This is a genomic window from Amycolatopsis sp. NPDC051903 (genome assembly GCF_044452505.1).
Lineage (GTDB): Bacteria > Actinomycetota > Actinomycetes > Mycobacteriales > Pseudonocardiaceae > Amycolatopsis.
The window spans coordinates 115,883-140,800 of record NZ_JBITBT010000025.1; the positions used below are offsets into that span (position 1 = coordinate 115,883).

Below are 24,918 nucleotides of genomic sequence, written 5' to 3' on the forward strand. Positions count from 1 at the left end.
CGGTGTAAGGGAAAGTCAGTTGCCGCGCGAACCTGACCGGCGCGCGACGTCGCCGGCGGCCAGGTACGCGAGGCCGAACGCGGGCAGCAGCCCGTTGCCCGGCAGGTACCCCGCGGCGCCGTGGCCCGAGATGCTCGCGGCCGCGCCACCGGCCGCGTACAGGCCGGGGATCCGGTTGCCGGAAGCGTCCACAACGGCCGCGTTCTCGTCGACCATCAGGCCGCCCTGCGTGTGGAACAGCGCGGGCACCACGCGCACGGCGGCGTACCGGCCCGAAAGCGGGCGTTCCCAGTTCTTCCGGCCGAATTCGTCCGCGCGCTCGCCGCGCGCGATGGCTGCGGCCGCGGCGAGCTCGTCGGCCAGTGCGTCGGCCGGCAGCCCGGTCACCGCCGCCAGGCCCGCGGCGTCGTCGGCCCACACGAGCGCGCCCGACTCGACGGTGTCGCGGAAGTCCTGGAACGGCTGGCACTGTTCGAAGATCGTCTCGTCGAGCACGATCCAGCCGGTCGACCCCGGCCGCGCAGCGAGCTCCGCGGCGTACTCCGAGTAGCCGCGCGTCTCGTCACCGAAGCGGCGGCCGCCGAGGTCGACGAGGATCGCGCCGTGGATGATCGTCGCCCAGCCGACGAGCGTGCCGGCGTTGGCCGCCACGGCGCCGTGGCCCTGGTACGCGTCGAGGAACCCCGTTGCGGCACCGAGTTCTTCGCCGATGCGCAGCGCGTCGCCGAGTGACTGGTCGCTGCCCTGGTACAGCGCGCCCGCGATCTCCGGCAGGTACCGGGCGACGAGGTCCTTGTCGGCCCCGAACCCGTTGGTGGCCAGCAGCACGGCCCGCGTCGGGATCTGCTCCTCGACCCCGTCCGGGTAGCGCACGACGACCGCGCGCACTCCGTCCTCATCGGACAGCACTTCGACGAGCCTCGCCGGCGCGAGCAGCTCGATGTTCTCGTGTTCGGTCACGCGCCGCGCTAAGTGGTCGACCACGCCCGAGCCGTGCCGCCCCGGGATCGAGTGGCACCGCGTCACCGCGTGGCCGGGGTAGTTGAAGTCCGTGACCAGAGCGAGCGGCAGCCCGGCCGAATCGGCGAGCCACTCCACGAGCGGCGCGCTCACCTCCGCCAGGGTGCGCGCCAGCCGCGGGTCGGCCTCGCCCTTGGTCTTCGCCATGATGTCGGCGACGAACTGCTCCGGCGAGTCCTCGACGCCCGCCTCGGTCTGCCAGCGCGAACCGGCGCCGGGGAACATCGCGGTGGACATCGACGTGTTGTTGCCGCGCCGGAAGTGCTCACTCGCCTCGACGACGAGCACGCTCAGGCCCAGCTCGGCCGCGCGCAGCGCGCCCGCGAGCCCGCCGCCCGCACCGGCGACGACGAGGTCGGGTCCGTCGCTCACGAACCCACCTCGACCGTCAGCAGCCGCATCGCCAGCTCCGTCGGGTCCACGACGCGCGCGGGCAGGTCGGCTTCCTCGACGTCGACGGCCGAGCAGCCGTTGATCACCGCCGTCGCGCCGAGCGCGGCGAGCTCGGTCACGGCCTCCCCCAGCGCCCGGTTCCACACCTCGGTCTCGGCGATCGCGGAGAACGGCAGGTCCAGCACGCGGACTCCGGCGAAGTACGCGTCGAGCCCGAACGCGCCGATGCGGCGTGCGAACTCGGCCTTGATCGCCTCGTTGCGCACCACCGCGCCGAACCGCACACCCTTCGCGGCGAGGTAGGTCGCCGACAGCTTGAGGATGCCGTGCACCGGCCGCAAGGGCTCCGCGACGGCGTCCGGTACCGCCGGGTCCAGCACGCAGTCCGGGAACGCGAGGTCGAACCCGTCGGCGGCTTCCTCCAGCAGAGCGGCGACTTCCCGCTCGGAGTCGCGCACGGACTCATCGGTGTCCAAAGTGGCCGGTGCCGCCGGCCCGACGTTGCGCAGCTCGATCTGCAAGCCCGGCGGCGCGAGCCGGTCGTAGCGGGCCTGGCGCCGGGAAACCTCTTCGGGCGGCAGGTGGATGGGCGTCACCGCGAGGGCACGCATCAGTTCAGCTCCTTCTCGTTCTCGTCGGCCAGCTCGCGCAGCGCCGCGCCGACGCGGGCCAGGCCGGGCAGTTCGCGGCCGAGCGCGGCGGCCCGGTCCACGAGTGCGGGCTGCCGCGGCAGCCACGTCTTGAGCAGGCCGAGCACGTCGGGCTCGGTCAGCGGGTGGTGGTCGGCGTCGCCGATCGGGTTGGGCACCTCGCGGCTGAGCGTGGCGCCGTCGTCGAAGCGCACCCGCACGCGGGTGGCGCGTTCGTCGGGCAGGCGCGCGGTGAGGTCGGGCGCCTCGACGAGCCGCACTCGCCGCGCCAGCGCGCGCACCCCCGGGTCGTCGAGCACGCTGGCGGGCCCGACGTCACCCGCGAGCGCGGCCGTCGCCACCACGAACGGGGTGGAGAACATCGCCGAGAGCCGGTTCGACCAGTCCACTCCGGACAGTCCGGCGCCCAGCACGTGGCTCTCCACCACGAGCTCGGTGATGCCTTCGGCGCGGAACCCCGGCTCGCCACGCAGGTCCAGCACCGCGTCGGCCGCCGGGTGTGTGAACGAGCACGACGCGTGGCGCTTGAAGTAGCCGCGCGTGATGTCCCAGCGCGCACCGAGGTCCGCGGTCAGCTCGGCCGGGTCGAACGAGCCGAGCAGGGTGCCGAGCGACAGCGCGGCCGTGCCGGTGACGCGCGCCATCCCCGCCGCGGCCATCCGCGCGGCGGCGAGCCCGGACGTCGCCGAAGCACCCAGCCACGCGTTGCGCACCGGGTTGCCCTGCGTCGCCGAGTCGAAGTGCCCGGCGATCGCCATCCCGGCCGCGGTGTCGACGGCCGCGGCCGTCGCGCCGGGTGCCAGCCCGAGCAGCCGCGCGCACCCGGCCGCGGCGCCAGGCACACCCCAGCTGCCGTGCGGGTGCGCGCCCGCCTGCAACGTCGTGGCGCGGCCGAAGCGCGACGCGACCTCGTACGCCGCCAGCAGCGCGGCTGCCGTGTCGGCGCCCGTGCTGTCCAGCTCGGCCGCCAGCGCCAGCACGGCCGGGAAGCCGTGCGCCGCGGGGTGGCCCTTGGCGTACTTGTTGCCCTCGTCGAGTTCGAGCGACACGAGCGCCATGGCGTTCAGCCACGCCGCGGAATCGGTGGCGACGAGCCGCCCGGCCCCGAACAGCGGGGCCGGGCCGGCGGGCGCGCGCCACGCGGTGACGAGCGCCCGCTGCTCGGGCAGCGTTGCCCCGACGGCGGTCACCCCGAGCACGTCGAGCAGCACGAGGGCGAGCCGGTCAAGCACAGCTTGCGGCACGGTCGTGACGTCCACTTCGGACACCCACGCACCGAGCGCCGCCGTGGCTTCCGCTGCCTGTTCGGTCCTCACAGTCCCAAGTACGCCTTCCTGACCCGGTTGTCGCCCGCGAGCTCAGCGCCGGTCCCTGCCAGCACAGTAGCTCCGCTTTCGAGCACGTACGCGCGGTCCGCGATCGCCAGCGCCTGCTTGGCGTTCTGTTCGACCAGCAGCACCGCGACACCGGTGTCGCGGATCCGCTGCACGGCTTCCAGCATCGTCCACGTGAGCTTCGGCGACAGCCCGGTCGACGGTTCGTCGAGCATCAGCAGCCGCGGCCCGGCCATGAGCGCACGAGCGATGGCGAGCATCTGCTGCTGCCCGCCGCTGAACGTCTGCGCGACCGTGGTGCGGCGCTCGGCGAGCACCGGGAACAACTCGTACACCTCGTCCAGCGACTTCGCGGCCTGCGCGGAAGTGCGCGTCCACGCGCCCATGCGGAGGTTCTCCTCCACGGTGAGCGTGCCGAACAGCGCCCGGTCCTCGGGCACGTGCACGAGGCCGTCGCGCACGAGCTGGTCCGGGCGCCGGCCCGCGGTCGGCGCGCCGTCGAGCGTGATGCTGCCCGACATCGGCTTCAGCTGGCCGCAGATGCTGCGCAGCGTCGTGGTCTTGCCGGCGCCGTTGGCCCCGACGAGCGCGACGATCTCACCTTCGCGCAGCTCCAGGTCCACGTCGTGGAGGATGTGCATGCGCCCGTAGCCGGCGCACACCTTGTCAAGCTTCAGCACGGGTCGGCTCCTCCCCGAGGTAGGCGTCGATGACCCGCGGGTCGCTGGTGACCTCTTCCGGCGACCCGACCGCGAGCACGCGGCCCTGGTCGAGCACCAGCACGCGGTCCGCCAGCCGCATCACCGCGGCCATGATGTGCTCGATGAACACCAGCGTCACGCCCTCCTGTTCGCGCAGCGTGGCGAGCAGGTCGAGCACGGGTTCGCGCTCGGCGGGCACGAGGCCGGCGAGCACCTCGTCGAGCAGCAGCACCTTCGGCCGCATCGCGAGCGTGCGCGCCAGCTCCAGGCGCTTGAGTCCCGCCGTCGGCAGGTCCGGCGCCGGGCGGTGCGCCCACGGCCCGAGGCCCACGCGCTCGACGACGTCCAGCGCGTGCGCCCGCAGCTTCCCGGCGCCGAACCGGTGGTGCTGCGCGGCCAGGCTCACGTTCTCCAGCACGGTCATGCTCGAGAACGGCCGCATCAGCTGGAACGTGCGCACCATCCCGGCGCGCGCGATCCGGTCCGGCGAGCGGCCCGTCACGTCGGCGCCGGCCAGGTGCACGCGGCCGGTGTCGGGCGCGAGCGCGCCGGAGATCACGTTGAACAGCGTGGTCTTGCCCGCGCCGTTGGGCCCGATCACGCCGAGGATCTCGCCCTCGGCGACCTCGAAGCCCACGTCGGACAGCGCCCGCAGCCCGCGGAACGCCTTGCCGACCCCGTCGACCCGCACGATGCTCATCGCCGCCACCTCGCCGCCAGCGTTCCGACAATGCCCTTCGGCAGCAGCCGCACGATGAGGATCAGCAGCACGGCGTAGAGCACCACGTCGAGGCCGCTGCGGCCCTGCAGGAACCCGAGGAACCCGGGTGGTGTGCGCAGCAGCGTCGCCGTGACGTCCGTGAGCGAACCGACGATGATCGCGCCCACCACCGGGCCCCAGATCGTGCCGATGCCGCCGATCACCACGGGCACGATCGCCTGGATCGAGATCGCGGAACCGAACCCGAGGTCGGGGTTCACGAACAGGTAGTACTGCGTGTAGAACGCGCCGGCCACGGCCGTGATCGCGGCCGAGAGCGCCACCGTCGTCAGCTTGTGCCTCATCACCGGCGCACCCAGCGACGCGGCCGCCAGCTCGTCGTCGCGGATCGCGGTGACGTAGCGGCCGGTGCGCGAGTGCAGGAACGCGATGCTGATCGCGACCGCGGCCCCGGCCAGCACGAGCGCGACCCAGAAGTACGCGGGCGAATCGGCCGGGAACTGGATCAGACTCAGCGACGAGCCGTGGATCAGCGGCACGCTGAAGCCCACGGACTTGTTGGCGAAGGCGCTGCTCGTGACGATCAGCCGCAGCATCTCGGCGAACGCGAACGTCGCCAGCGCGAAGTACGCGCCCTGCAGCTTGTAGCGGAACGAGAAGTACCCGACCAGCACGGCGACGGCGGCGGCCACGGCCATGCCGGCGAGCATGCCGAGCCACGGCGACACGTTGTGCTTCACCAGCAAGTACGCGCTGGTGTACGCGCCGAGCCCGAAGTACGCGGCGTGGCCGAAGCTGAACATCCCGCCGAAGCCGCTCATGATGTTCCAGCCCACCGCCATGAGCAGGAAGATGAGGATGCGTACGGCGACCGCGCCCTGCGCGGCGGGCAGGATCAGCGGCAGGGGGATCGCGACCAGCACGAGCAGCGCGAGGATCGCGTACTGCCGGTTCTGCGGACGCAGCGGCGGCGCCTTGACCTTTTCGGTCGAGGCCGGCCCCGCGATGGTGATGGCGGTCATGCGCGCCTCCCGAACAGGCCCTGCGGACGGAGGAACAGCACCAGCACGAACACCACGAACACGCCGAGCAGTGAGCTCTGACCGCCGAGGTAGATCGTGGTGAGCTGCTCGACCAGCCCGATCAGCAGGCCGCCGACGAGAGCGCCGACGACGTTGCCCATCCCGCCGAGCACCACCACGACGAACGCCGTGATGTTGAACTGCTCGCCGAGCGTGGGTGTGACGGTCACGAGCGGGCCCGCCAGCGCGGCCGCGGCGCCGGCGCACGCCGTGCCGATGGCGAACGTCAGCGTGTGGATGCGCCGCACGTTGATGCCCACGAGCTCCGCGCCCGGGCCGTGGGCGGCGACCGCGCGGATCGCCGTGCCGAGCCGGGTGCGGCGCAGCAGCCAGAACAACACGGCCCCGAGCAGGATCGCGCCGAGGAACGCGTACAGCCGCGAGCCCGCGACGACCGCGCCCAGCAGCGGGAGCTGGAAGTCGCCCGGCAGGTCGATGCTCTTGGGTTCGGCGCCGAAGAACATCAGCAGCAGGTTCTCCAGCAGCAGCGACAGCCCGAGCGTGATGAGCAGCTGGTTCTCGAGCGTCTTGCCCGCGTTGCCCGACAGCAGCCCGCGGTGCACGGCGGCACCCACGAGGAACAACGCGGGCACCGCCACGATCAGCGTGACGTAGGGGTGCATGCCGGTCGCCTGCACCATGCCGAAGGAGATGAACATCGCGACGGCCAGCAGTGCACCGTGCGCGAAGTTGACGATGTCGAGGACGCCGAAGATCAGCGTCAGCCCCATCGCGATCAGGCCGTAGAGCCCGCCGGTGAGGATGCCGGTGACCACCGACTGCCACACCACGAGCGCGGAGCCCGACATCAGCAGCGCGACCAGGATCGCGACCACGACGAGCGCGCCGATCACGCCGGCGCGGCTGAGGAATGCCTTGCGCTGCTGGGCTTTGTTGTCGTCCGGAGGGGAGAATTCGGGGGCGAGTGCCGCCCCGGGGGAGGTGTCGAGATCGCTCATGGCCGCCATGTCACCGTGTAGTCGGGCCGGGATTCGGCTTTGTCCGGGGGAAAGACCTGCTTGACCGCCCCGTCCTGCACCTGCATGAGGACGGGGAACGCGTTGCGGTTGTCTCCGTTCGGGGCGAAGGAGATGGGTCCGTGGCCCACGGTCAGGGGTGCGACCTGGGACGCGGCGATCGCGTCGCGGACCTTCTCGGGGTCGGTGCTCGCGGCCTTCTCGACCGCCGCGGCGATGACCTGGACCGCGTCGTAGGACAGCACCGCGCCGGTGCGCATCGGGTCACCGAACTGGCGCTGGTACTGGGCGCGCAACGCGACGGTTTCCGCGTTGGTGGCGTCGTAGTGGTAGTTGGTGCTGAAGTACAGATCGCCGAGCTTGCCGGCGTCGGTGACGAACTTCGGCTGGTCGTAGGCGCCGTTGGAGACGCCCCACACCGCGTTGAGCGCCGGTTTCACCGATTCGATGGCCTTCGCCGCCAGCAGGCTGTCGCGGTAGTAGCCCGCGACGGCCAGCACGTCGGCGCCCGACGCCTTGACCTGCGTGATCTGGGCGGTCAGGTCGCTGACGGTGGTGGCGTCGTAGCTGATGTTCGGCCCGACCGCGATGCCGAGCTTCTGCGCGGCGGCGGTGAACGCGTCGGCCGCGCCGCTGCCGAAGTCGCTCTGCTCGTGCAGGAACGCGACCTTGTGGACCGGTTTCCCGGCCTGCTCCGAAACCTCCTTGAGGTACTGGGCGGCGGCCGAGGCGATGGCCTGGCTGCCGGGCTGAACGCGGAACGAGTACCGGTAGCCGTGTTTGAAGATCGCGTCCGACGCGGTCACGTCCATCACGAACGGGACCCGGTTGCGTTCCGCGACCACGGCGACGTTGGTGCTCACCGCGCTCTGGTAGGTACCGACGACGGCGACCGCGCCGGCGGAGATGAGCCGCTGGGCCTCGCTCTGCCCGATGTCGGCCTTGCCCTGCGTGTCGCCCGTGATGAGTTCGACCTTGCGGCCGCCGAGCGACTTGATGCCGCCGGCCGCGTTGATCGCGTCGACCGCCAGCTGCGCACCTCGGCGCATCTGGAGGCCGTCGACGGCGTTCGACCCGCTGACGGGGTGGAGCGCGGCGATCTTCACCGGGCCCACGTCGCGTCCCGCGGCCGCACCGCCCGCCCCCGCCGGGGCCGAACCCCCGCACCCGGCGGCCGCGAACAGGGCGCACGCGCTGAGCACGGCGATGAGCTTTCGCGCGGACATGTCACCTCTTCCCAATGGAAGCCTCTTCCCGCTGGAAGGGTCGGCGTTCCGCTTGGAGAAACGCCAGGAATGTTGTCGGACATCGTGACACTGGCCTCGCGGTCAGGTCAATATCTGCGCATAACTTGACGGAACGCCGTGATCAGTGCGAACTTGAGAACCAGTCCACGACACGGGCTGGAAACATCGCGTTGACTCTTGTTCCTCCCGGCGAAACGATGGCCTCAGGCTCGCGCGCCGGACGAGAAAGGCAGGTAGGCCCCATGACGGGCGCTTTGTCCGGGATCCGGGTACTCGACACCGCCACCCTGTTCGCCGGCCCGCTGGCCGCGACGCTGCTGGGCGACTACGGCGCCGACGTGATCAAGATCGAGCACCCGAACGGCGACCCAGTCCGCAGCCACGGCGCACAGCGCGACGGGGTCGGCCTGTGGTGGAAGATCCTCGGCCGCGGCAAGAAGGCGATCACGCTCTACCTGGGTTCCCCCGAGGGCCAGGAGGTCTTCCGCAAGCTGGTGGCCGACGCCGACGTAGTCGTCGAGAACTTCCGGCCGGGCACGCTCGAGCGCTGGGGCCTGGGCTACGACGAGCTGAGCAAGATCAACCCGGGCCTCGTGCTCACGCGCGTGACCGGGTTCGGCCAGGTCGGCCCGTACGCCAAGCGTCCCGGCTTCGGCACGCTCGCCGAGGCCATGAGCGGGTTCGCCGCGATCACCGGCGAGCCCGACGGCCCGCCCACGCTGCCGCCCTTCGGCCTCGCCGACGGCATCGCCGCGCTGACCACCGCGTTCGCCGTGATGACGGCGCTGCGGGCGCGCGAGCAGACCGGCCGTGGCCAGGTCGTGGACCTCGCCATCATCGAGCCGATCCTCACGCTGCTCGGGCCACAGATCATCGCCTACGACCAGCTCGGCACGCTGCAGCCGCGCACCGGCAACCGGTCGACGAACAACGCGCCGCGCAACACCTACCGCACGCGGGACGGCAGCTGGGTCGCGATCTCCACGAGCGCGCAGTCGATCGCGGAACGCGTGGTGCGGCTGGTCGGGCGCCCCGAACTCGTCGACGAACCGTGGTTCGCCAGCGGCGCGGAACGCGCGAAGCACGCCGACGAACTCGACCAGGCCGTGGGTTCGTGGATCGCCGAGCGCGACCGGGACGACGTGGTGAAAGCGTTCGAAGAAGCCCAGGCCGCCGTCGCCCCGATCTACACCGCGGCCGACGTGATGACCGACCCGCAGTTCGCGGCGCTCGGCAGCATCACGACGGTCGACGACGTCGAACTCGGCCCGGTGAAGATGCAGAACGTGCTGTTCCGGCTGTCGGAGACGCCGGGCTCGATCACCTCCGCCGGCGCCCCGCTCGGCGCGCACACGGCCGAGGTCCTCGGCCGCTACAGCTTCGGCGAGCCGGAACTGGCTCAGCTGCGCGAAAAGGGCGTGATCAAGTGACCGTGATCCGCTCCTGGCTCTACGTCCCCGGCGACCGGCCCGACCGCATCGCGAAAGCGCTCGCGGGCCCGGCCGACGCGGTGATCGTGGACCTGGAGGACGCCGTCTCGGTGGCAGCCAAGGAAGACGCGCGGCGCACGGTGCTGAAGACGCTGGCCGAAGGAGCCGAATTCTTCGTCCGCGTCAACGCGCCGGCCACGCCGGCCGGCGAAGCGGACGTCGCCGCGCTGGCCGCGGCTTCCGACAAGCCACTCGGTGTACGAGTGCCGAAGGCCGAGGATCCGGCCGAGCTCCGCCGCGTCGCGGACGCGCTCGGCGTGCCCGTCTACCCGATCCTCGAGTCGGCGCTGGGCGTGGAGAACGCGCTCGCGCTGGCCACCGCGCACCCGCTCGTCGCCGGGATCTCGCTGGGCGAGGCCGATCTCGCCGCGGACTTGCGCGCGACGGGCGCGGACGCGTTGACGTGGCCGCGTTCGAGGATCGTCGTGGCCGCCCGCGCGGCCGGGCTGCCGAACCCGGTGCAGAGCGTGTGGACCGCCGTGCGCGACCTCGACGGGTTGCGCGTGAGCACCGAAGCGGGGCGCCGCGCCGGGTTCTTCGGCCGGTCGGTGATCCACCCCGCCCAGATTCCCGTGGTGCACGAGGTGTGCGCCCCCGATCCGGCCGAGACGGCGTGGGCTCGAGAGCTGCTCGGCCGCCTCGAGTCCTCGGGCGAAGCCGCCTGGATCGATGACCACGGACAGTTCGTCGACGCCGCGATCGTGGCCCGCGCCCGGTGGGTGCTCGCGCTCGCGGAGTCGGGAGAAAAGCATGTTGCTGATCCGGCCAACAGCGGGCCGGCCCCGGAGAACGACGTAACCGTTGCTACGTAAAGGTTTCGGCCGTGACTGTGGTCGGATCAGTAACGAACGGCACAGTGAGGAAGGCACGCACTCATGACACGTACCCAGGATCCGTTGCTGGCGGCGGTTTCCGGCGGGGTCCGGCTGATCGAGCTCGGTCAGCCGTTCTTCACCGGCATGCCCTGCTCGCCGAACCATCCCGGGTTCCGGATGACCCTGATCCGCCGCCACGGCGACATGCGCCGCCCTGACGGCGGTTCGGCGGCCAACGAGATCATCGTGACCGGCGGGCACGTCGGCACCCACATCGACGCGCTCTCGCACGTCAGCCACGACGGCGAGCTGCACGGTGGCGTCGACGCGGCCGAAGCGCAGCAGGGCGGGGTGTTCCGCACGCACGGCGCCGAGAACCTGCCCGGCCTGCTGCGCCGCGCGGTGCTGCTCGACGTCGCCGCGGTGCACGGGGTACCGACGCTGCAGCCGGGTTACGGCGTGACGGCCGAGGACCTCGACGCCGCCGCCAAACGCGCCGGCACCGAGCCCGGCCCCGGCGACGTCGCGTTGATCCGCACCGGCTGGGCGCGCAACTTCGGCGATACAGCGGCGTACCTGGGCAAGGAAACGGGGGTGCCGGGCGCCGACACGTCGGCCGCGGAGTGGCTGGCGGCGCGCGAGGTCGTCGCGACGGGTTCGGACACGACCGCGTTCGAGCAGATCCCGGCCGGCGCCGGCCACGCCGTGCTGCCGGTGCACCGGATCCTGCTGGTGCAGTCGGGGATCTTCATCATGGAGCACCTGAACCTCGAAGCCGTGGCGGAAGAAGGACTGTCGGAGTTCGCGTTCCTGCTGGCGCCCCTGCGGATCGTCGGCGGGACGGGCTCACCCGTGCGTCCGCTCGCGGCGGTGACGGCATGACGCAGACGATCGTCCAGCGCGTCGCCGAGTTCGCGGCTTCGGTGCGGGCCAAGGGACTTCCGCCCGAGCTGCGCGACGACGCCGCGCGGCGCGTGCTCGACGTGCTGGGCAACAGCCTCGCCGCCACATCCGAGCGGCCGGCTCAGGCGGTCGGCGCGCTGGTGCAGGAGTGGGGCGGGTCCGGACGGGCCACGGCCATCGGGCTCGGTGCCAAGCTGCCCGACCCGAGCGCGGCCCTGCTCAACGGAACGCTCGCGCATTCGCTCGACTTCGACGACACGCACCTGCCGTCGGTGCTGCACCCGTCGGCGTCGGTCGTGCCGGCGGCGCTGGCCGTCGCCGAATCCCGCGGCGCCACCGGGGCCCAGCTGCTCGACGCGATCGGCGTCGGCGTGGAGATCACGGTGCGCCTGGGCATGGCCGGCTACGACGAGGAGCTCGGCAACTCCGTGTTCTTCGAGCACGGCCTGCACGCCACGGCGATCTGCGGCGCTTTGGGCGCCGCGGCTTCGGCGGCGATGTTGTCCGATGTGGACGAAGCTGGGATCGCCGACGCGCTCGGCATCGCGGCCAGCATGGGTTCGGGCCTGCTGGAGGCCAACCGCACGGGCGGCACGGTCAAGCGCGTGCACTGCGGCTGGGCCGCGCACGCCGCGGTGTCGGCCGCCGGGATGGCGCGCCACGGCATCACCGGTCCGCCCACCGTGCTGGAGGGCCGGTTCGGCTTCCTGCAAGCGTTCTGCGGCGACCAGGCCCACGTCGACGAGATCATCAACGGCCTCGGAACCAACTGGGAGCTGCCGGGCATCTTCTTCAAGCCCTACCCGTGCAACCACTTCACCCACGCGGGCATCGACGCCGCGCGGCGGCTGCGGGCGCGCGGCGTGGACCCGGCCGAGATCGACCGGCTCGAACTCGGCGCGCCGACGGCCGTGCTGCGCACCATCGGCGAGCCGCGCGAGGACAAGGTCCACCCGAAGTCGGGTTACCACGCGGCGTTCTCCGGCCCGTACACGGTCGCGGCGGCGTTCCTCGGCGGCGGCGGGCTCGGCGTGTTCCACGAGGACTTCACCGACGAGGCGGCGGCGAACCCGGAGCGGCTCGCGCTGGCGGCGAAGGTGCACTGCGTGCCCGACGCCCGCTGCGACGAGATCTTCCCGCACCAGTTCCCCGCCGTGCTGCGCGCCCGCCTGCGCGACGGCAGCGAACTGGAGGAGCGCGTTGACGTGAACCGCGGCGGGCCGGACAACCCGCTGTCGGCCGAGGAGCTGGCCACGAAGTTCCGGCTCAACGCCACGCGCGTCGTCACCGAGCAGGTCGCCGACCGGATCACCGGGCTCACGTACGGGCTCGCGAACCTGGCAGACCTCTCGGAGCTCACCGGGCTGCTGCACGCCTGAACCCCCGGCCGGGCGCGGCGTTCGGCGCTGCGTCCGGCCGGTCACCAAGTCCGCTCACGGGCCGGGCTCGCCGCGGCGGGTCGCTGCCGAGCGGCGACGCGCAGGAGCTCGTCACGATCGTGCGTTGATCACCGCGCGGGTGGCGCCGGCGCCGCGAAGCTGCCGCGGTAGGCCTGTGGGCTGGTGCCGACCACGCGCTTGAAGCGGTCGCGGAACGAGGTCGGCGAGCCGAACCCGACTTGGCCCGCGATGCGGTCGATGCCGTGGTCGGTGGCTTCCAGCAGGTACTGCGCCCGGCGGATGCGGGCGCGCAGCAGCCACTGCAGCGGGCTGGTGCCGGTCTGTTCGCGGAAGCGGCGGTTGAGCGTGCGGCTGCTCATACCGGCGTGGGCGGCGATGTCGTCGAGGCTGAGGTCCTTCGCGCAGTTCTCTTCGAGCCACCTCAGCAGCGGTTCGAACACCGAACCGCGCGGCGTGGGCGGCTGGTCGTGGACGATGAACTGCGCTTGGCCGCCCTCGCGCTCCAGCGGCATGACCGACAGGCGCGAGGCGTCGGCGGCGACCGCGGAGCCGTGGTCGCGGCGGATGAGGTGCAGGCACAGGTCGAGGCCCGCGGCGGCGCCGGCCGAGGTGAGGATGTTCCCGTTGTCGACGTAGAGCACGTCCGGGTCCACCTCGATCTCGGGGTGCAGCGCCGCCAGCTGCGGGGCGGCGGCCCAGTGCGTGGTGGCGCGTTTCCCGTCGAGCAGGCCCGTTGCGGCCAGCACGAACGCGCCGGAGCAGATCGACGCGAGACGGGTTCCGCCGGCCGCGGCCGCGCGCAGGGCGTCGACGACCTCTTCGGGGACTTCGCCGACCTCGTCGCGACCGGGCACGATGATCGTGTCCGCTTCGGCGAGCGCTTCGAGCCCGTGCTGCGGCTGGATGGTGAACGCGCCGGCGTCGACGACCGGCGCCGGCCCGCAGACGCGCACGCGGTAGGCGGCGCGGCCGTCGGGCAAACGGGTGCGGTTGAACACCTCGATGGGCGTGGCCAAGTCGAACGGCACGACCTTGTCCAGCGCGAGGACGACCACCGTGTGCATGGCGGGATCCTAGCGGATGCCCGCGTTCTCGCCACGGTGCGGTTTGTCCTGTTTACGCAGGTAGGGCCGACGAAAGTTTCACGCCCGCGTCGCCGGGCGGGGTATAGCGTGGGCGCCGTGACGCCGATCTTCCAGCTCTCCGACGACCACGTTTCCGCCGAAGCCGCCCTGGATCCGGTGACGGCGACCATGCGCGGGATCACCACCCCCGATCCCGCCGCGCTCACCGACTTCTCCCCCGGCGGTTTCGAGGCGCGCGCCGACCAGAACCGCCGCACGCTGGCGACGCTGGCCACGCTCACACCCGAGTCCGCCGAGGACCGGATCGCGGGCGCGCACCTGAAGGAACGGCTCGAGGCGCAGCTCGCGTGGCACGACCTCGGCGAGCCGCTGCGCACCGTGAAGGCGCAGTTCGGCGTGCTGACTTCGCTGCACGACACCGTGAACATGCTGCCGCGCAAGGACGACGACGACTGGCACGTGGTCGCCGTGCGGATGGCCGGCATCGAGACGATGCTGGCCGCGTGGCAGACGTCGCTGCGCGCCGGTCTGGACCGCGGCCTCGTCGCCGCTCGTCGCCAGGCTCTGGAGACGGCCGGGCAAGCCGAACGCTTCGCCGGCGCGCACGAAAAGCTGGTGAGCGAGTACGGCGACGGCCCGCTCGCCACCGACCTGCGCTCCGCGGCCGACGCCGCCGACCGCGGTTACACCGACCTCGCCCGGTTCCTCCGCGAGGACTACGCCCCGCGCGCCACGGAAGTGGAAGGCGTCGGCGAAGAACGCTACGCCGCCGGCGCCCGGCTGAGCCTCGGCGCCGACCTCGACATCCGCGAGGCGTACGAGTGGGGCTGGGCCGAACTCGAGCGCATCGAACAGGAACTGGCCGCCGAAGCCGACTCGATCCGTCCCGGCGCCACCCCCCTGGAAGCCATGGCCATCCTCGACGAAGAGTTCTTCGTGGACGGTGAACCGGCCTATGTGGACTGGCTGCGCGCCGCCCACGACCGCGCCCTCGAAGCCGCGGCGGCCCACTTCGACATCCCGGAACCCTTGCGCGCCATCGACGTCACCCTCGCCCACGGCTCCGGTTCCGGCGCCCCGTACTACACCGGCCCCAGCGAAGACGGCTCCCGCCCGGGCCGCACCTGGTGGCCCCTCGGCGGCCGCACCCGCTTCGCCGTCTGGTCAGAATTGACGACGGTCTTCCACGAAGGCGTCCCAGGCCACCACCTGCAGATCGGCACCGCCAAACTCGCCACCGGCAAGGTCAGCCGCTTCGCGCGCGTCCACTCCGTCAGCGGCCACGCCGAAGGCTGGGCCCTCTACGCCGAGCGCCTCGCCGACGAACTCGGCTGGTACACCGACCGCGGCACCCGCCTCGGCATGCTCGCGGGCTCCGCCATGCGCGCCGCCCGCGTCGTCATCGACATCGGCGCCCACCTCAACCTCCCCCTCCCCGACGGCTCCCGTTGGGACTTCGCCACGGCCTGCCGCTTCCTCCACGAACGCGGCCTCGCCGCCCAGCACCGCGTCCACGCCGAAGTCGTCCGCTACCTGGGCTGGCCGGGCCAGGCCATCGCCTACAAACTCGGCGAACGCTCCTGGCTCCAGGCCCGCGCCACCGCCGCCGCCCACCCGGCCTTCTCCCTACGCCAATGGCACCACGACGCACTCGCCGTGGGCCCCGTCGGCCTGGCCGCACTCCAGGACGCCCTCAAAACCCCTTAGCCGCCAACACCCGGCACGGCCAACACCACGCTCACGGCCACCGCCCTACGAACCCCACCAGCGCACCCAACCACCAGCACCAACGTACGACCCCACCAGCACTGCCAACCCACCAGCACTGATCTACAAAACCCACCAGCGCACTCAGCCTGGCCGGCACTGATCTACAAAACCCACCAGTGCACCCAGCCCTGGCCCTGCACCTCGATCCCCGCCTTCTCCGCGGTCTGGACCACGTGTCAAGGTACTCTTTCCCGCCTTGACACGTGGTCCAGACCGTGGCGACCATCAAAGATCGGGGTGCCCCACGCAACCACCCCGTGCGCAACGTTGCGCGCCAGCGCAAGGAGCCGCACCCCTCAAACGAACCTCACCCCTCCACCTTCTTCCGCTGATGTTCAACAACATCCATCAGCACCTTCTTGAACTCCCCATAAACATCCCGCCCCAACCTCCTGGCGTGCCGATCCTGCATCGCCTGCATGATCCGTCCCGCAGCCCGCATCTCCGCCAGCCCCCGCTCGGTCGGGCACACCAGCTTCGCCCGCCGATCCGCCGGATCCGGCCGCCGCTGGACATACCCCAGTGACTCCAGCTCGTCGATCATCGTCCCGATGACCTGCTTGTGCTGACCACTCAGCCGCGACAACTCAGTAGCCCGCACTCCGTCCGTGTCGAGGTACGCGAGCACCGCACCATGCCGTGGATGCAGGTCCGCGAAGCCCTGCGCGGCCAACGACGTGAACAGCTCGTGCTGCACGGCGAACAGCAGCCTCCCGGCGAGCACCCCCAGGTCGGGGTTCGTTTCGTTCTTCTCGGCCCGGCTGACCACTCGCCGCCTCCTCCGCGTCGTCGCCGGGCGAGTCCCCGCCGGCCCGGTGAGGAGGGAGTCTAAGGCGTCAGACGCGGTCCTCGGGGTTGACATACCCGTCTTCGAGCAGGCCGTGGCGGCGCACGACGGTGTCGAGCGCCGCGACCCAGTGCTCGTAGTACTCCCAGCGGCCCTTCGCGTCGTCCGGCGCCTGCTGCCACGAGCCGATCGACGCGATCAGCTCGCGCTGGAAGTCCGCCCACGCGTAGTGGCCGAACTCCGAGAGCGCGACGGCCAGGCCGAACGCCCGCCGCTGCCACTCCTCGTCGAACACGGGCTGGCCGAGGTCCGCCGAGCACGACGAGTGGAACTTGACGTGGCCCTGCTCGTCGTAGTCCAGGACGGTGATGTCGATCGCCACTGCTCGCCCCTCACGCCGCCGGGCCCGCGAGGGCCACGCCGATCATCGATTCGGTCGTCACGAGGTCCGCGAGCTGTTCTTCGCTCCAGCCTTCGGTGCCTTCGGGCCGCGACGGCACGACGAACCACCGCGAGTGCCCGCTGGAGTCCCAGACGCGCACCTCGGTGTCGTCGTCCAGCGGCAGGCCCAGCTCGGCCAGCACCACCCGCGGCTCACGCGCGGCCCGGGCGCGGAACACCGGGTCCTTGTACCAGTAGGGCGGCAGGCCCAGCACCGGCCACGGGAAGCACGAGCACAGCGAGCAGATCACCAGGTTGTGGACACCGGGTTCGTTCAGCACGGCGGCGATGTGCTCGCCTTCGGCGCCCGCCATGCCGTCGGGCAGGTCCAGCTGCGCGATGGCCCGCGGGGTGTCCTCGGCGAGCAGCCGCGCGAACTCCGGATCGACCCACGCGCGGGCGACGATCTTCTTGCCGTTGAGCGGCGTCATCTCCGATTCGAAGTAGCCGAGCACCTTGTCCACAGTGGACCCGGTGAGGACACCCTTTTCGATCAGCAGCCCTTCCAGCGCCCGCACGCGCGCGGCGCTCGACTCCTCGCGATCCGCGGGGTAGGAGAACAGCTCGCTCATCGGCTTCCCTTCGCCTCGGACAGGTAGACCTGGTAGAGCTCGGCGTAGAGCGGACCGGCGTTGCGCTCGGTCTCCTCGCCCCACAGCTCCTGGGGTTCGAACCGCACGACGTACACCGGCATGGGCTCGCCGAGCCCGTCGCCGCCGGTCGAGACGAAGTAGGAGTAGTTGCCCTCGAACACCCGCTGCACGCGGCCGCGGTGCCCGCGCAGGTACCCGGGCAGCCGCGTGTGGTCGGTGGCGGGCGGGTTGCGCACCACGACTTCGTCGCCGACGGCGAACGCCGGCTCGGCCGGGCCGCGCCGCGGGCTGTCGCCGCGGCGCAGGTAGTCGAGCACCTGGTCGTCGACGGCCGGGTCGTCCCGCTCCGGCAGCGGCGCCGCCGGCTCGCCGCGGAAGCGGCTCGTGGCGGCGTCCAGCTCGGCTTCGGTGAGGTAGCCCTGCTCGATCAGGTACGCGGTGATCCCGCCGAGCCACTTCTCGTAGTAGCGGTACTTGAAGTACTCGAACGGGTGCATCGCCTCGGCACCCGAACGCAGGTGCGCCCACGTCCACGTGGTGTGGAAGGTCGTCGGCACCGCGTCGAGGTCGTAGCCGGCCACCGACTCCCGCAGCGACGAGCTCAGGCCCATCATCGCGGTGTGGATGCCGAAGATCCGCTTCTCCCAGTCCTGCGCGAAAACTCGTTTGTCGAACACCAGCGGGAAACTTTCGAGGCCCTCGAGACCGCCGAGGCCGTGTTGGAGCTTCATCCGCACCACCTTGCGTCGCCGTGAAAAAGCTAACACCGGGTGACCGTCCGGAGCCGGACACGCGGCCCACACATCCAGCCCTTTCTTCCCGGCGGGCTCCCGACGTAGATTCCCGGAATGAGCGTTCCGCGCCGGTCCGTACCGGTCGCCGTGCTGGTGTTCGACGGCGTCCGGCTGCTCGACGTGACCGGCCCGCTGGAGGTGTTCGACGTCGCGGCCGAACTGGGCACCGGCTACGAAGTCACGGTGTGCTCGCCCGACGGGCGCGACATCACCACGTCGAGCGGCCTGCGCCTGGGCGTCGAGCGCTCCGCGGCCGAGGTGTACGGCGTCGACACACTGCTCGTCCCCGGCGGCGAGTGCCTCGTGAAGCCCGGCGCGGACGACGAACTCCTCACCGCGATCCAGCTCCTCGCCCGCGGCGCCCGGCGCGTGACGTCGGTGTGCGCGGGTGCCTTCGCGCTCGGCGCGGCGGGCCTGCTCGACGGCCGCCGCGCCACCACGCACTGGCGGCACGCCGACACGCTGCAAGACCGCTACCCGAGCGTCGACGTCGACGCCGAAGCGATCTACGTGCGCGACGGCCGCGTGCTCACCTCCGCCGGCGTCAGCTCAGGCATCGACCTCGCGCTCGCGCTCGTGGAGGAAGACGCCGGCGACATCCTGGCGCACGAGATCGCGCGCGAGCTCGTCGTGTTCATGCGCCGCCGCGGGGCGCAGCCGCAGCTGTCCGTGCCGGCCCGCACGCCGCGCCCCCGCCGCGACGTCGTGCGAACCCTGTGCGACGAGGTCGCCGCCGACCCCGCGGGCGACCACTGCCTCACGAGCATGGCCCAGCGCGCCGGCCTCAGCACGCGCCACCTGTCACGCCTGTTCAAGCAGGGCACGGGCCAGACGCCCGCCACCTACGTCGCCGCCGTCCGCCGCGAAGCCGCCATCGCCCTCGTCGACAGCGGCGAAACGATCGCCGCCGCGGCCCGCCGCAGTGGCCTGGGCAGCGACGAGACGCTGCGGCGCCACCTCCGCGCGCAGCGGGACGGCGAAGACTGAGGTCCGGTCAACCGGTCGCCGCGGACCGGGCCGGCTCGATCGACGACGAGACACGCCGACATCACCATGGCACCAAGCGGGAACGGCGGCAGACAGGACCGGGTCACTTTGCCGACAAGCGCACCTGGGCCGGCGTCGATTCCACCGCGGCGGCTCGGCGCGAGACCGCGGCACCCGCGCGATATCCAGCGAGTAAGCCAGCAGGCCGGTTCAGCCGGCCGCCGCGCACTCGTCGCAGGTTCCCCACCACGTCACCTCGGCCGTGTCGACGCGGAAGCCCGGCGCCGACACGGGGTCCAGGCAGGGCGGGGCGCCGACGGCGCACGGCACGTCCTGGATCGCGCCGCAGGTGCGGCACACGAGGTGGTGGTGGTTGTCGTGGGTCTGCGGTTCGAAGCGGGCGGGTGAGCCGGCGGGTTCGAGGGACCGCAGCAGATCGGCGGAGACGAGGTCTTCGAGCACGTTGTAGAGGCCCTGCCGGGAGAGGCCGCCGGCCACGCCGTCGGTCTCCAGGGCGACGGCGATTTCCGTCGCGGTCGAGTGCGGGTAGCGCTCGACAGCGGCGAGCACCGCCCGCCGCTGCGGCGTGTTGCGCAGGCCATTCCGGCGCAACCGCACCCCGAACGCGTCCATGCGGGCACTGTACCTCAGAATTGACTGCATCAAGTCTGAGGTGGAGTAGCTCACAGCGAAGCTCACCCCGCCCGGCGATTCCTGAAAGCGATTCACACAGTTGACTTCTTCAGACAATTGACTGGATCAACTCTAGGGACTACAAAGGTGGGGTGCCCACGTCTTCCACGCTTCCTCAGCCGGGGCCGGCCTCGATCGACGCCGGCGAGCGGCTCCGCCGGGCCGGCCTGCGCGTGACCACCGCCCGCCAGGTCGTGCTGGAGACCCTCGCCGAGCAGCCGCACACCACCGTCGCCGAGTTGCTGCCCCACGTGCGCGACCGGCTCCGGTTCGCGTCCACCCGCGCGATCCACGACGTGCTCGCCACCGGCGTCGCGGCCGGGCTCGTCCGCCGCTTCGACACCGTCGGCGTCGCGCAGCGCTACGAGCTGACCGGACCCGAGCACGGACACCTGCTGTGCACGAACTGCGGCCGCCTCGACGCGGTCTGCACCGGGGAGCAAGGAATCCTCGCCGGCGTCTGCTCCCACTGCTCGCCCGACGGGCTCCCGCACCCCGCCGCGCACTGACCCGGTCACCGGGATTCCGCCACCGCGCGTCGCCGCTCGGCTGCGGTGGGAAAGCGTGCTGTCTCAAAAGGATCTCGGTGCTCCGGCTGAGTCTCCGGCTGTGTGAAACTCCACGACATGCCGAGATGGGGGTTGGCTACGCCGTGGTCGCGGGCCGTGTGGACGGGGTGGCGGCAACCGGCCGTGGTGATCGCCGTCGCGGCGGCCGCGATCCTCGTCGCACTACCGGCCACGGCCGTCGCGCTCTTCCTCTCCGCCGCCGGAAACGCGACGTTGCAACAGCAGACGTCGCTCGCGTGTGAGTGGGCCGTCGGCGCGCAGTGGAGCGGCGCCCTGCCCGGTGCGCAACGCGACCCCGCGGTGCCCGAGCAAGTCGGGAAAGCGCTCTACGACGCGCGGGTGCAGCAGGCGACCCAGGCCGCCGCGACGGTGCCGAAGGCGTCGCCGCCCGTGTCGACTTTGGTCACCGGCGCGTCCGTGGAGAAGGCGACCGGCACGCCGGTGCACCCGGAGCAGACGCTGCTGAACCTCGTGTCCCGCACCGGTTTCCAGGACCACATCCAGGTGGTGCAGCGCGGGACGGGGCCGGGGATCTGGCTGCCGGACCAGTTCGCGAGCATCAAGAACCTGCACGCGGGCGACCTCGTGACCGTCACCGGCGGCTCGCGCAACTCGCTGGCCCCCGCGGACCGGGCCAGACCACTCTCGGGCGGACCCACACGGCAGCTGCGCGTCGCCGGGATCTACCGCGACCTGCGCTCGCTGCCCGATCAGCCGTACTGGTGCAGCCTCGCCGGCGTCTACCGCGGCGACCCGCTGTCCAACAGCGGCACGTACCCGATCGCACTGGTGACGACGGACGACTTCTTCAGTTTCACCACGCCTGAGTCCGGCGTGCAGAACCTCGTCGAGAGCTCGGTCGACACCACCGGCATGACCACGGCCAGCGCGCCCGCCGTCGTGGCCGGGCTCGAGCACTTGCGCGCCCGCACCGAGAACCCGGAGGACGTGCTGGGCCAGACCTTCCACCGCTACGGCAGCACCGAGTTCACGTCGTCGCTCGGCGGCATGGTCGATCGCGCCGACCAGGTCACCTCCGCACTGGCGACGACGGTGGTGCCGATGGGTGCGGTCGGCGCGCTGGCGGGGCTCGTGATCGCCGCCGCGGCCGGCTCGTTCTGGGTGGACCGGCGCCGGGCCGAACTGGCGGTGCTGTCCTCGCGCGGCGTGGGACCGCTCGCGCTCGTGGGCAAGGCCGCGCTGGAGGTCGGCACGGTCGTGGTGCTCGGCAGCGTCGCGGGCTGGTTCCTCGCGCGCTACCTCGTGGCGACGCTCGGCCCGAGCCCGCTCGTCACCCCCGGCGCGCTGACCGGTTCCGTGCTCGGCGCGGCCGCCGCGTTGCTGGTGACGCTGGGGACGATCGCGTTCGCGAGCGGGCGGCGCATCACCGCGCTGTTCGACGCCCACACCACCCGGCAGCGGCACTGGCCGTGGGAGCTGCTGCCGCTCGGCGCCGCGCTCGTCTGCTACTTCGTGCTCGACGGCGTGGCGGAGGACAACGTGGGCGCGGCCGGGTCCGTCGCGCGGATCCCGCCGAGGCTGATCGTGGTGCCGCTGCTGCTGGTGATCGGCCTGGCGCTGCTGGCCGCGCGGATCGTCCGGGTCGCGGTGGTGCGCATCCGGCCGGTGTCGCTTTCGCGGGCGGTCGCGTTCCTGTCGTGGCGGCGGATCGCGTCGGCTCCCGCCGCGGCGGCCGTGCTGATCGGCGCGACGGCGATCCCCATCGCGTTGTCCGTGTACGCGACCACGGTCACGGGCTCGGTCGACCGGACGCTGCACGCCGAGGGCCAGCTCGTGGTGGGCACCGACGTGGTCGTGGACCTGACCGGACCTGCGAAGGCTCCGCCGGGGTTCGCGGCGAGCTTCGTGGACCGCTACGACTCCGGCACCGTCGGCCACACGACCGTGAACGTGGTCGGCGTCGACCCGGCGACGTTCACCACCGCCGCGTTCTGGGACGACGCGCTGCCAGGGCCGACGCTCGACGACCTGGTGGAGCAGCTGTCCGCCCCCGGCGCGCCCGTGGGTGTGCTGGCCGGGATCCCCGGCGTGTCCGGGCCGACGAACGTCGAGGTCGGCGGGCGCACCGTGCCGTTCTCGATCACGAGCGTGGCACAGCTGCCCGGCAAGAGCTCCGGCTTCCCGATGATGCTGGTGCGCCGCGACGTGCTCGACGAGCTGGCCGGCGAGAACCTGCACCACCAGCTGTGGCTGCGTGGCGACCCGGCGCGGGTCGTGCCCGCGCTGTCGGCGGCGCACGTGCCCGTCGGCACGCTCAGCCAGGCCAGTGAGGTCACCGCCAACGGTGTCTACACGGCGATCACCTACACGTTCTTGTTCCTCACCGCGGTCTCCGTGCTGGCGGGCGCGATCGTTCTCGTGGGGTTGCTGCTGTACCTCAATTCCCGGGCCCGGGCCCGGCGCAGCGCGTACTTGTTGTTGCGGCGCATGGACATCGGCGCGCGGGCGCACTGGCGCGCGCTGTTGTACGAAGTCGGCGGCCTGCTCGCGACCGGCTTCGCCGCGGGGCTCGGGTTCGCGGCGATCGCCGTCGCGCTCACGAGCGCCGGGTACGACCTCGACCCGGCGGCCGCGCCGGGCACGCTCCTCGCCACGCCGTGGTCGCTCACCGCACGGCTCGCGGCGGCGACGCTGCTGGCGGCCGTGCTCGCGACACTCGCCGCCCAGCGCGCCGTCTCGCGCGCCCGCGCCTCGGAGGTGCTGCGTGACACGAACTGACGCGCTGTCCTGTGTGGACGTCCACCAGACCTACCACACCGCGACGCACGAAGTCGCCGCCCTGCAGGGAGTCTCCGTGTCGGCGGCGCCCGCCCGGGTCACCGCGCTCGTCGGCCCTTCGGGTTCCGGGAAGTCGACGCTGCTGCGCGTGCTCGCCTGCCTGGAACGCCCGGTGCGCGGCACGGTCGAAGTGGCCGGAGTGGACGCGACCGCGCTGTCGGCACGCGGCCGCCGGGGCCTGCGGCGCAAGCGGCTGGGCTACGTCTTCCAGAACCCCGTGGACAACCTGCTGGGTTACCTGACCGTCGACGAGCACCTGGAGCTCGCCGCCCGCCTGCGTGGCTCCGGGCCCGCGTCCGGCGAGCTGCTCGACGCGCTGGGTTTGGGGCACCGCCGCGCCAGTTTGCCGAACGCACTGTCGGGCGGCGAGCAACAACGCGTGGCGCTGGCGTTCGCCGCCGCCGGCGACCCGGCCGCCTTGCTCGCGGACGAACCGACGGCCCAGCTGGACCGCGCGTCGGCCCACCTCGTCGCCGACGCCGTGCGGCGCCTGGCTTCGCTCGGCCACGCCGTCGTCGTCGCCACCCACGACCCGACCCTGGTCTCCGCGGCCGACGACGTGTTCGAACTCGTGGACGGACGGATCCGATGACCGTGCTGACCCTGACCGACGTGTCCAAGTCCTACCGCGGCACGCTCGTGCTGCGGCCCACGAGTTTCGCCCTGCGACCCGGCGAACTCGTCGCCCTGACCGGCCCGTCGGGCTCCGGCAAGAGCACCCTCCTCATGATCGCCGGCGGCTGGGAGACTCCCGACACCGGCACCGTGACCCCGGGCCCCGCGCTGCCCGACGTACCGCTGGCGCGAATGCCCTGGCAGCACCTGGGTTTCGTCCCGCAGTCCATCGGCCTGTTCGACGAACTCACCGTCGCCGACAACCTCGCCTTCGCCGCCCGCACCGGCACCCACGCCGACCTGCCGAAGCTGCTCGAAACCCTCGACCTCACCAAACTCGCCACCCGCCTCCCCATCGAAATCTCCCGCGGCGAGCAACAACGCGCCGCCGTGGGCCGCGCCCTGGCCACCGCCCCCACCCTCGTCCTGGCCGACGAACCGACCTCACACCAGGACCGCGCCCACGCCGAACTGGTCCTCGCCGCCCTCCGCACCGCCGCCAACGCCGGCGCCGCCGTCCTGATCGCCAGCCACGACCCCTTGCTGGCCGCACACACCGACCACACCCTCACCCTCACCGGCGCCGAATGAGCTTCACCGCCTGCTGAGCGGCCAGCCTCGAGCCCCGACCCCGCGACGACCGGGCACCGCACCTCGATCAGCAGATCCCGCCCGCACCACCCTGCCGAACGACGGCACCGCCCCTGCCCACGCCCGCAACACCCCCGCCACAACCGCCACCCACCAACCCAACGAATCCCCACGCCTCAAAACCACCGGCCACCAACCAACCGGAACCCCACGCCTCAAAACCGCCACCCAACAACCCAACGGAACCCCACGCCTCAAAACCACCGGCCACCAACCAACCGGAACCCCACGCCTCAAAACCGCCACCCAACAACCCAACGAATCCCCACGCCTCAAAGCCACCGGCCAACAACCCAAACCACCCCTGCACCCAGCCCCCGCCCTGCACCTCGATCCCCGCCTTCCACGCGGTCTGGATCACCTTGTCAAGGCACGCTTTCCAGCCTTGACAAGGTGATCCA

23 protein-coding genes and 2 pseudogenes are annotated in these 24,918 nt (G+C 71.9%); 10 read left to right on the forward strand and 15 right to left on the reverse strand.

The window, feature by feature from the left end:
* Positions 1–15: 15 nt before the first annotated feature.
* The 8 genes and pseudogenes from ACIA77_RS36340 to ACIA77_RS36375 form a co-directional block, all read right to left on the reverse strand.
* Complete coding sequence (locus ACIA77_RS36340) at positions 16–1,392, reverse strand: FAD-binding protein (protein WP_395890614.1); 1,377 nt, start codon at positions 1,390–1,392, stop codon at positions 16–18.
* A complete protein-coding gene (locus tag ACIA77_RS36345) occupies positions 1,389–2,024 on the reverse strand; it encodes an aspartate/glutamate racemase family protein (protein WP_395890615.1) in 636 nt (211 codons plus the stop codon). The genes ACIA77_RS36340 and ACIA77_RS36345 overlap by 4 nt, the downstream gene beginning before the upstream one ends.
* Positions 2,024–3,379, reverse strand: a complete 1,356-nt coding sequence (locus ACIA77_RS36350) for an MmgE/PrpD family protein (RefSeq protein WP_395890616.1) — start codon at positions 3,377–3,379, stop codon at positions 2,024–2,026. Before ACIA77_RS36350 ends, ACIA77_RS36345 begins: the two co-directional genes overlap by 1 nt.
* Positions 3,376–4,077, reverse strand: a complete 702-nt coding sequence (locus tag ACIA77_RS36355) for an ABC transporter ATP-binding protein (RefSeq protein ID WP_395890617.1) — start codon at positions 4,075–4,077, stop codon at positions 3,376–3,378. The genes ACIA77_RS36350 and ACIA77_RS36355 overlap by 4 nt, the downstream gene beginning before the upstream one ends.
* Positions 4,064–4,798: an ABC transporter ATP-binding protein gene (locus ACIA77_RS36360; protein WP_395890618.1), complete on the reverse strand. Its 735-nt coding sequence runs from the start codon at positions 4,796–4,798 to the stop codon at positions 4,064–4,066. Before ACIA77_RS36360 ends, ACIA77_RS36355 begins: the two co-directional genes overlap by 14 nt.
* On the reverse strand, positions 4,795–5,841 hold the full coding sequence (locus ACIA77_RS36365; protein WP_395890619.1) for a branched-chain amino acid ABC transporter permease: 1,047 nt from the start codon (positions 5,839–5,841) through the stop codon (positions 4,795–4,797). The genes ACIA77_RS36360 and ACIA77_RS36365 overlap by 4 nt, the downstream gene beginning before the upstream one ends.
* Entirely contained in the window at positions 5,838–6,860 is a 1,023-nt protein-coding gene (locus tag ACIA77_RS36370; RefSeq protein ID WP_395890620.1) for a branched-chain amino acid ABC transporter permease, read from the reverse strand. The genes ACIA77_RS36365 and ACIA77_RS36370 overlap by 4 nt, the downstream gene beginning before the upstream one ends.
* 158 nt (positions 6,861–7,018) lie before the next feature.
* Positions 7,019–8,104, reverse strand: a pseudogene (locus ACIA77_RS36375) (ABC transporter substrate-binding protein); the annotation flags it as partial.
* A gap of 263 nt (positions 8,105–8,367) precedes the next feature.
* On the opposite strand from ACIA77_RS36375, the gene ACIA77_RS36380 reads away from it, so the two are divergent.
* The 4 genes from ACIA77_RS36380 to ACIA77_RS36395 all read left to right on the forward strand — a co-directional run bounded on the left by ACIA77_RS36380 (position 8,368) and on the right by ACIA77_RS36395 (position 12,712).
* Positions 8,368–9,555: a CaiB/BaiF CoA transferase family protein gene (locus ACIA77_RS36380; protein WP_395890621.1), complete on the forward strand. Its 1,188-nt coding sequence runs from the start codon at positions 8,368–8,370 to the stop codon at positions 9,553–9,555.
* A complete protein-coding gene (locus ACIA77_RS36385) occupies positions 9,552–10,427 on the forward strand; it encodes an HpcH/HpaI aldolase/citrate lyase family protein (protein ID WP_395890622.1) in 876 nt (291 codons plus the stop codon). The genes ACIA77_RS36380 and ACIA77_RS36385 overlap by 4 nt, the downstream gene beginning before the upstream one ends.
* A 63-nt stretch (positions 10,428–10,490) precedes the next feature.
* Entirely contained in the window at positions 10,491–11,312 is an 822-nt protein-coding gene (locus ACIA77_RS36390; protein WP_395890623.1) for a cyclase family protein, read from the forward strand.
* On the forward strand, positions 11,309–12,712 hold the full coding sequence (locus ACIA77_RS36395) for an MmgE/PrpD family protein (protein WP_395890624.1): 1,404 nt from the start codon (positions 11,309–11,311) through the stop codon (positions 12,710–12,712). Before ACIA77_RS36390 ends, ACIA77_RS36395 begins: the two co-directional genes overlap by 4 nt.
* 128 nt (positions 12,713–12,840) lie before the next feature.
* Here ACIA77_RS36395 and ACIA77_RS36400 read toward each other — a convergent pair whose 3' ends face one another.
* On the reverse strand, positions 12,841–13,797 hold the full coding sequence (locus tag ACIA77_RS36400; protein ID WP_395890625.1) for a GlxA family transcriptional regulator: 957 nt from the start codon (positions 13,795–13,797) through the stop codon (positions 12,841–12,843).
* A gap of 117 nt (positions 13,798–13,914) precedes the next feature.
* Here ACIA77_RS36400 and ACIA77_RS36405 point away from each other — a divergent pair, with 117 nt between their 5' ends.
* Complete coding sequence (locus tag ACIA77_RS36405; RefSeq protein WP_395890626.1) at positions 13,915–15,525, forward strand: DUF885 domain-containing protein; 1,611 nt, start codon at positions 13,915–13,917, stop codon at positions 15,523–15,525.
* Between the two features lie 370 nt (positions 15,526–15,895).
* Here ACIA77_RS36405 and ACIA77_RS36410 read toward each other — a convergent pair whose 3' ends face one another.
* The 4 genes from ACIA77_RS36410 to nthB all read right to left on the reverse strand — a co-directional run bounded on the left by ACIA77_RS36410 (position 15,896) and on the right by nthB (position 18,140).
* The gene (locus ACIA77_RS36410; protein ID WP_395890627.1) at positions 15,896–16,357 is read right to left on the reverse strand and encodes a MarR family winged helix-turn-helix transcriptional regulator; all 462 of its coding nucleotides are present in this window, start codon (positions 16,355–16,357) and stop codon (positions 15,896–15,898) included.
* A gap of 67 nt (positions 16,358–16,424) precedes the next feature.
* Positions 16,425–16,757 carry a nitrile hydratase accessory protein gene (locus tag ACIA77_RS36415; protein ID WP_395890628.1) on the reverse strand — a complete coding sequence of 111 codons (333 nt, stop codon included), beginning with the start codon at positions 16,755–16,757 and terminating at the stop codon, positions 16,425–16,427.
* A gap of 10 nt (positions 16,758–16,767) precedes the next feature.
* Positions 16,768–17,388 carry a nitrile hydratase subunit alpha gene (gene nthA / locus ACIA77_RS36420; protein WP_395890629.1) on the reverse strand — a complete coding sequence of 207 codons (621 nt, stop codon included), beginning with the start codon at positions 17,386–17,388 and terminating at the stop codon, positions 16,768–16,770.
* Positions 17,385–18,140, reverse strand: a complete 756-nt coding sequence (gene nthB, locus ACIA77_RS36425; protein ID WP_395890630.1) for a nitrile hydratase subunit beta — start codon at positions 18,138–18,140, stop codon at positions 17,385–17,387. The genes nthA and nthB overlap by 4 nt, the downstream gene beginning before the upstream one ends.
* A 117-nt stretch (positions 18,141–18,257) precedes the next feature.
* Here nthB and ACIA77_RS36430 point away from each other — a divergent pair, with 117 nt between their 5' ends.
* The gene (locus ACIA77_RS36430; RefSeq protein WP_395890631.1) at positions 18,258–19,190 is read left to right on the forward strand and encodes a GlxA family transcriptional regulator; all 933 of its coding nucleotides are present in this window, start codon (positions 18,258–18,260) and stop codon (positions 19,188–19,190) included.
* 210 nt (positions 19,191–19,400) lie between these two features.
* Here the strand turns inward: ACIA77_RS36430 and ACIA77_RS36435 are convergent, their stop codons facing one another.
* Complete coding sequence (locus ACIA77_RS36435; protein WP_395890632.1) at positions 19,401–19,823, reverse strand: Fur family transcriptional regulator; 423 nt, start codon at positions 19,821–19,823, stop codon at positions 19,401–19,403.
* Positions 19,824–19,975: 152 nt separating this feature from the next.
* On the opposite strand from ACIA77_RS36435, the gene ACIA77_RS36440 reads away from it, so the two are divergent.
* From ACIA77_RS36440 to ACIA77_RS36455, 4 genes are all read left to right on the forward strand, one after another.
* Positions 19,976–20,392: a Fur family transcriptional regulator gene (locus ACIA77_RS36440; RefSeq protein ID WP_395890633.1), complete on the forward strand. Its 417-nt coding sequence runs from the start codon at positions 19,976–19,978 to the stop codon at positions 20,390–20,392.
* Positions 20,393–20,509: 117 nt separating this feature from the next.
* On the forward strand, positions 20,510–23,191 hold the full coding sequence (locus tag ACIA77_RS36445) for an ABC transporter permease (RefSeq protein WP_395890634.1): 2,682 nt from the start codon (positions 20,510–20,512) through the stop codon (positions 23,189–23,191).
* A complete protein-coding gene (locus tag ACIA77_RS36450) occupies positions 23,178–23,843 on the forward strand; it encodes an ATP-binding cassette domain-containing protein (RefSeq protein WP_395890635.1) in 666 nt (221 codons plus the stop codon). The genes ACIA77_RS36445 and ACIA77_RS36450 overlap by 14 nt, the downstream gene beginning before the upstream one ends.
* On the forward strand, positions 23,840–24,457 hold the full coding sequence (locus ACIA77_RS36455; RefSeq protein ID WP_395890636.1) for an ABC transporter ATP-binding protein: 618 nt from the start codon (positions 23,840–23,842) through the stop codon (positions 24,455–24,457). Before ACIA77_RS36450 ends, ACIA77_RS36455 begins: the two co-directional genes overlap by 4 nt.
* Positions 24,458–24,524: 67 nt before the next feature.
* Here the strand turns inward: ACIA77_RS36455 and ACIA77_RS36460 are convergent.
* Positions 24,525–24,918, reverse strand: a pseudogene (locus ACIA77_RS36460) (hypothetical protein); the annotation flags it as partial.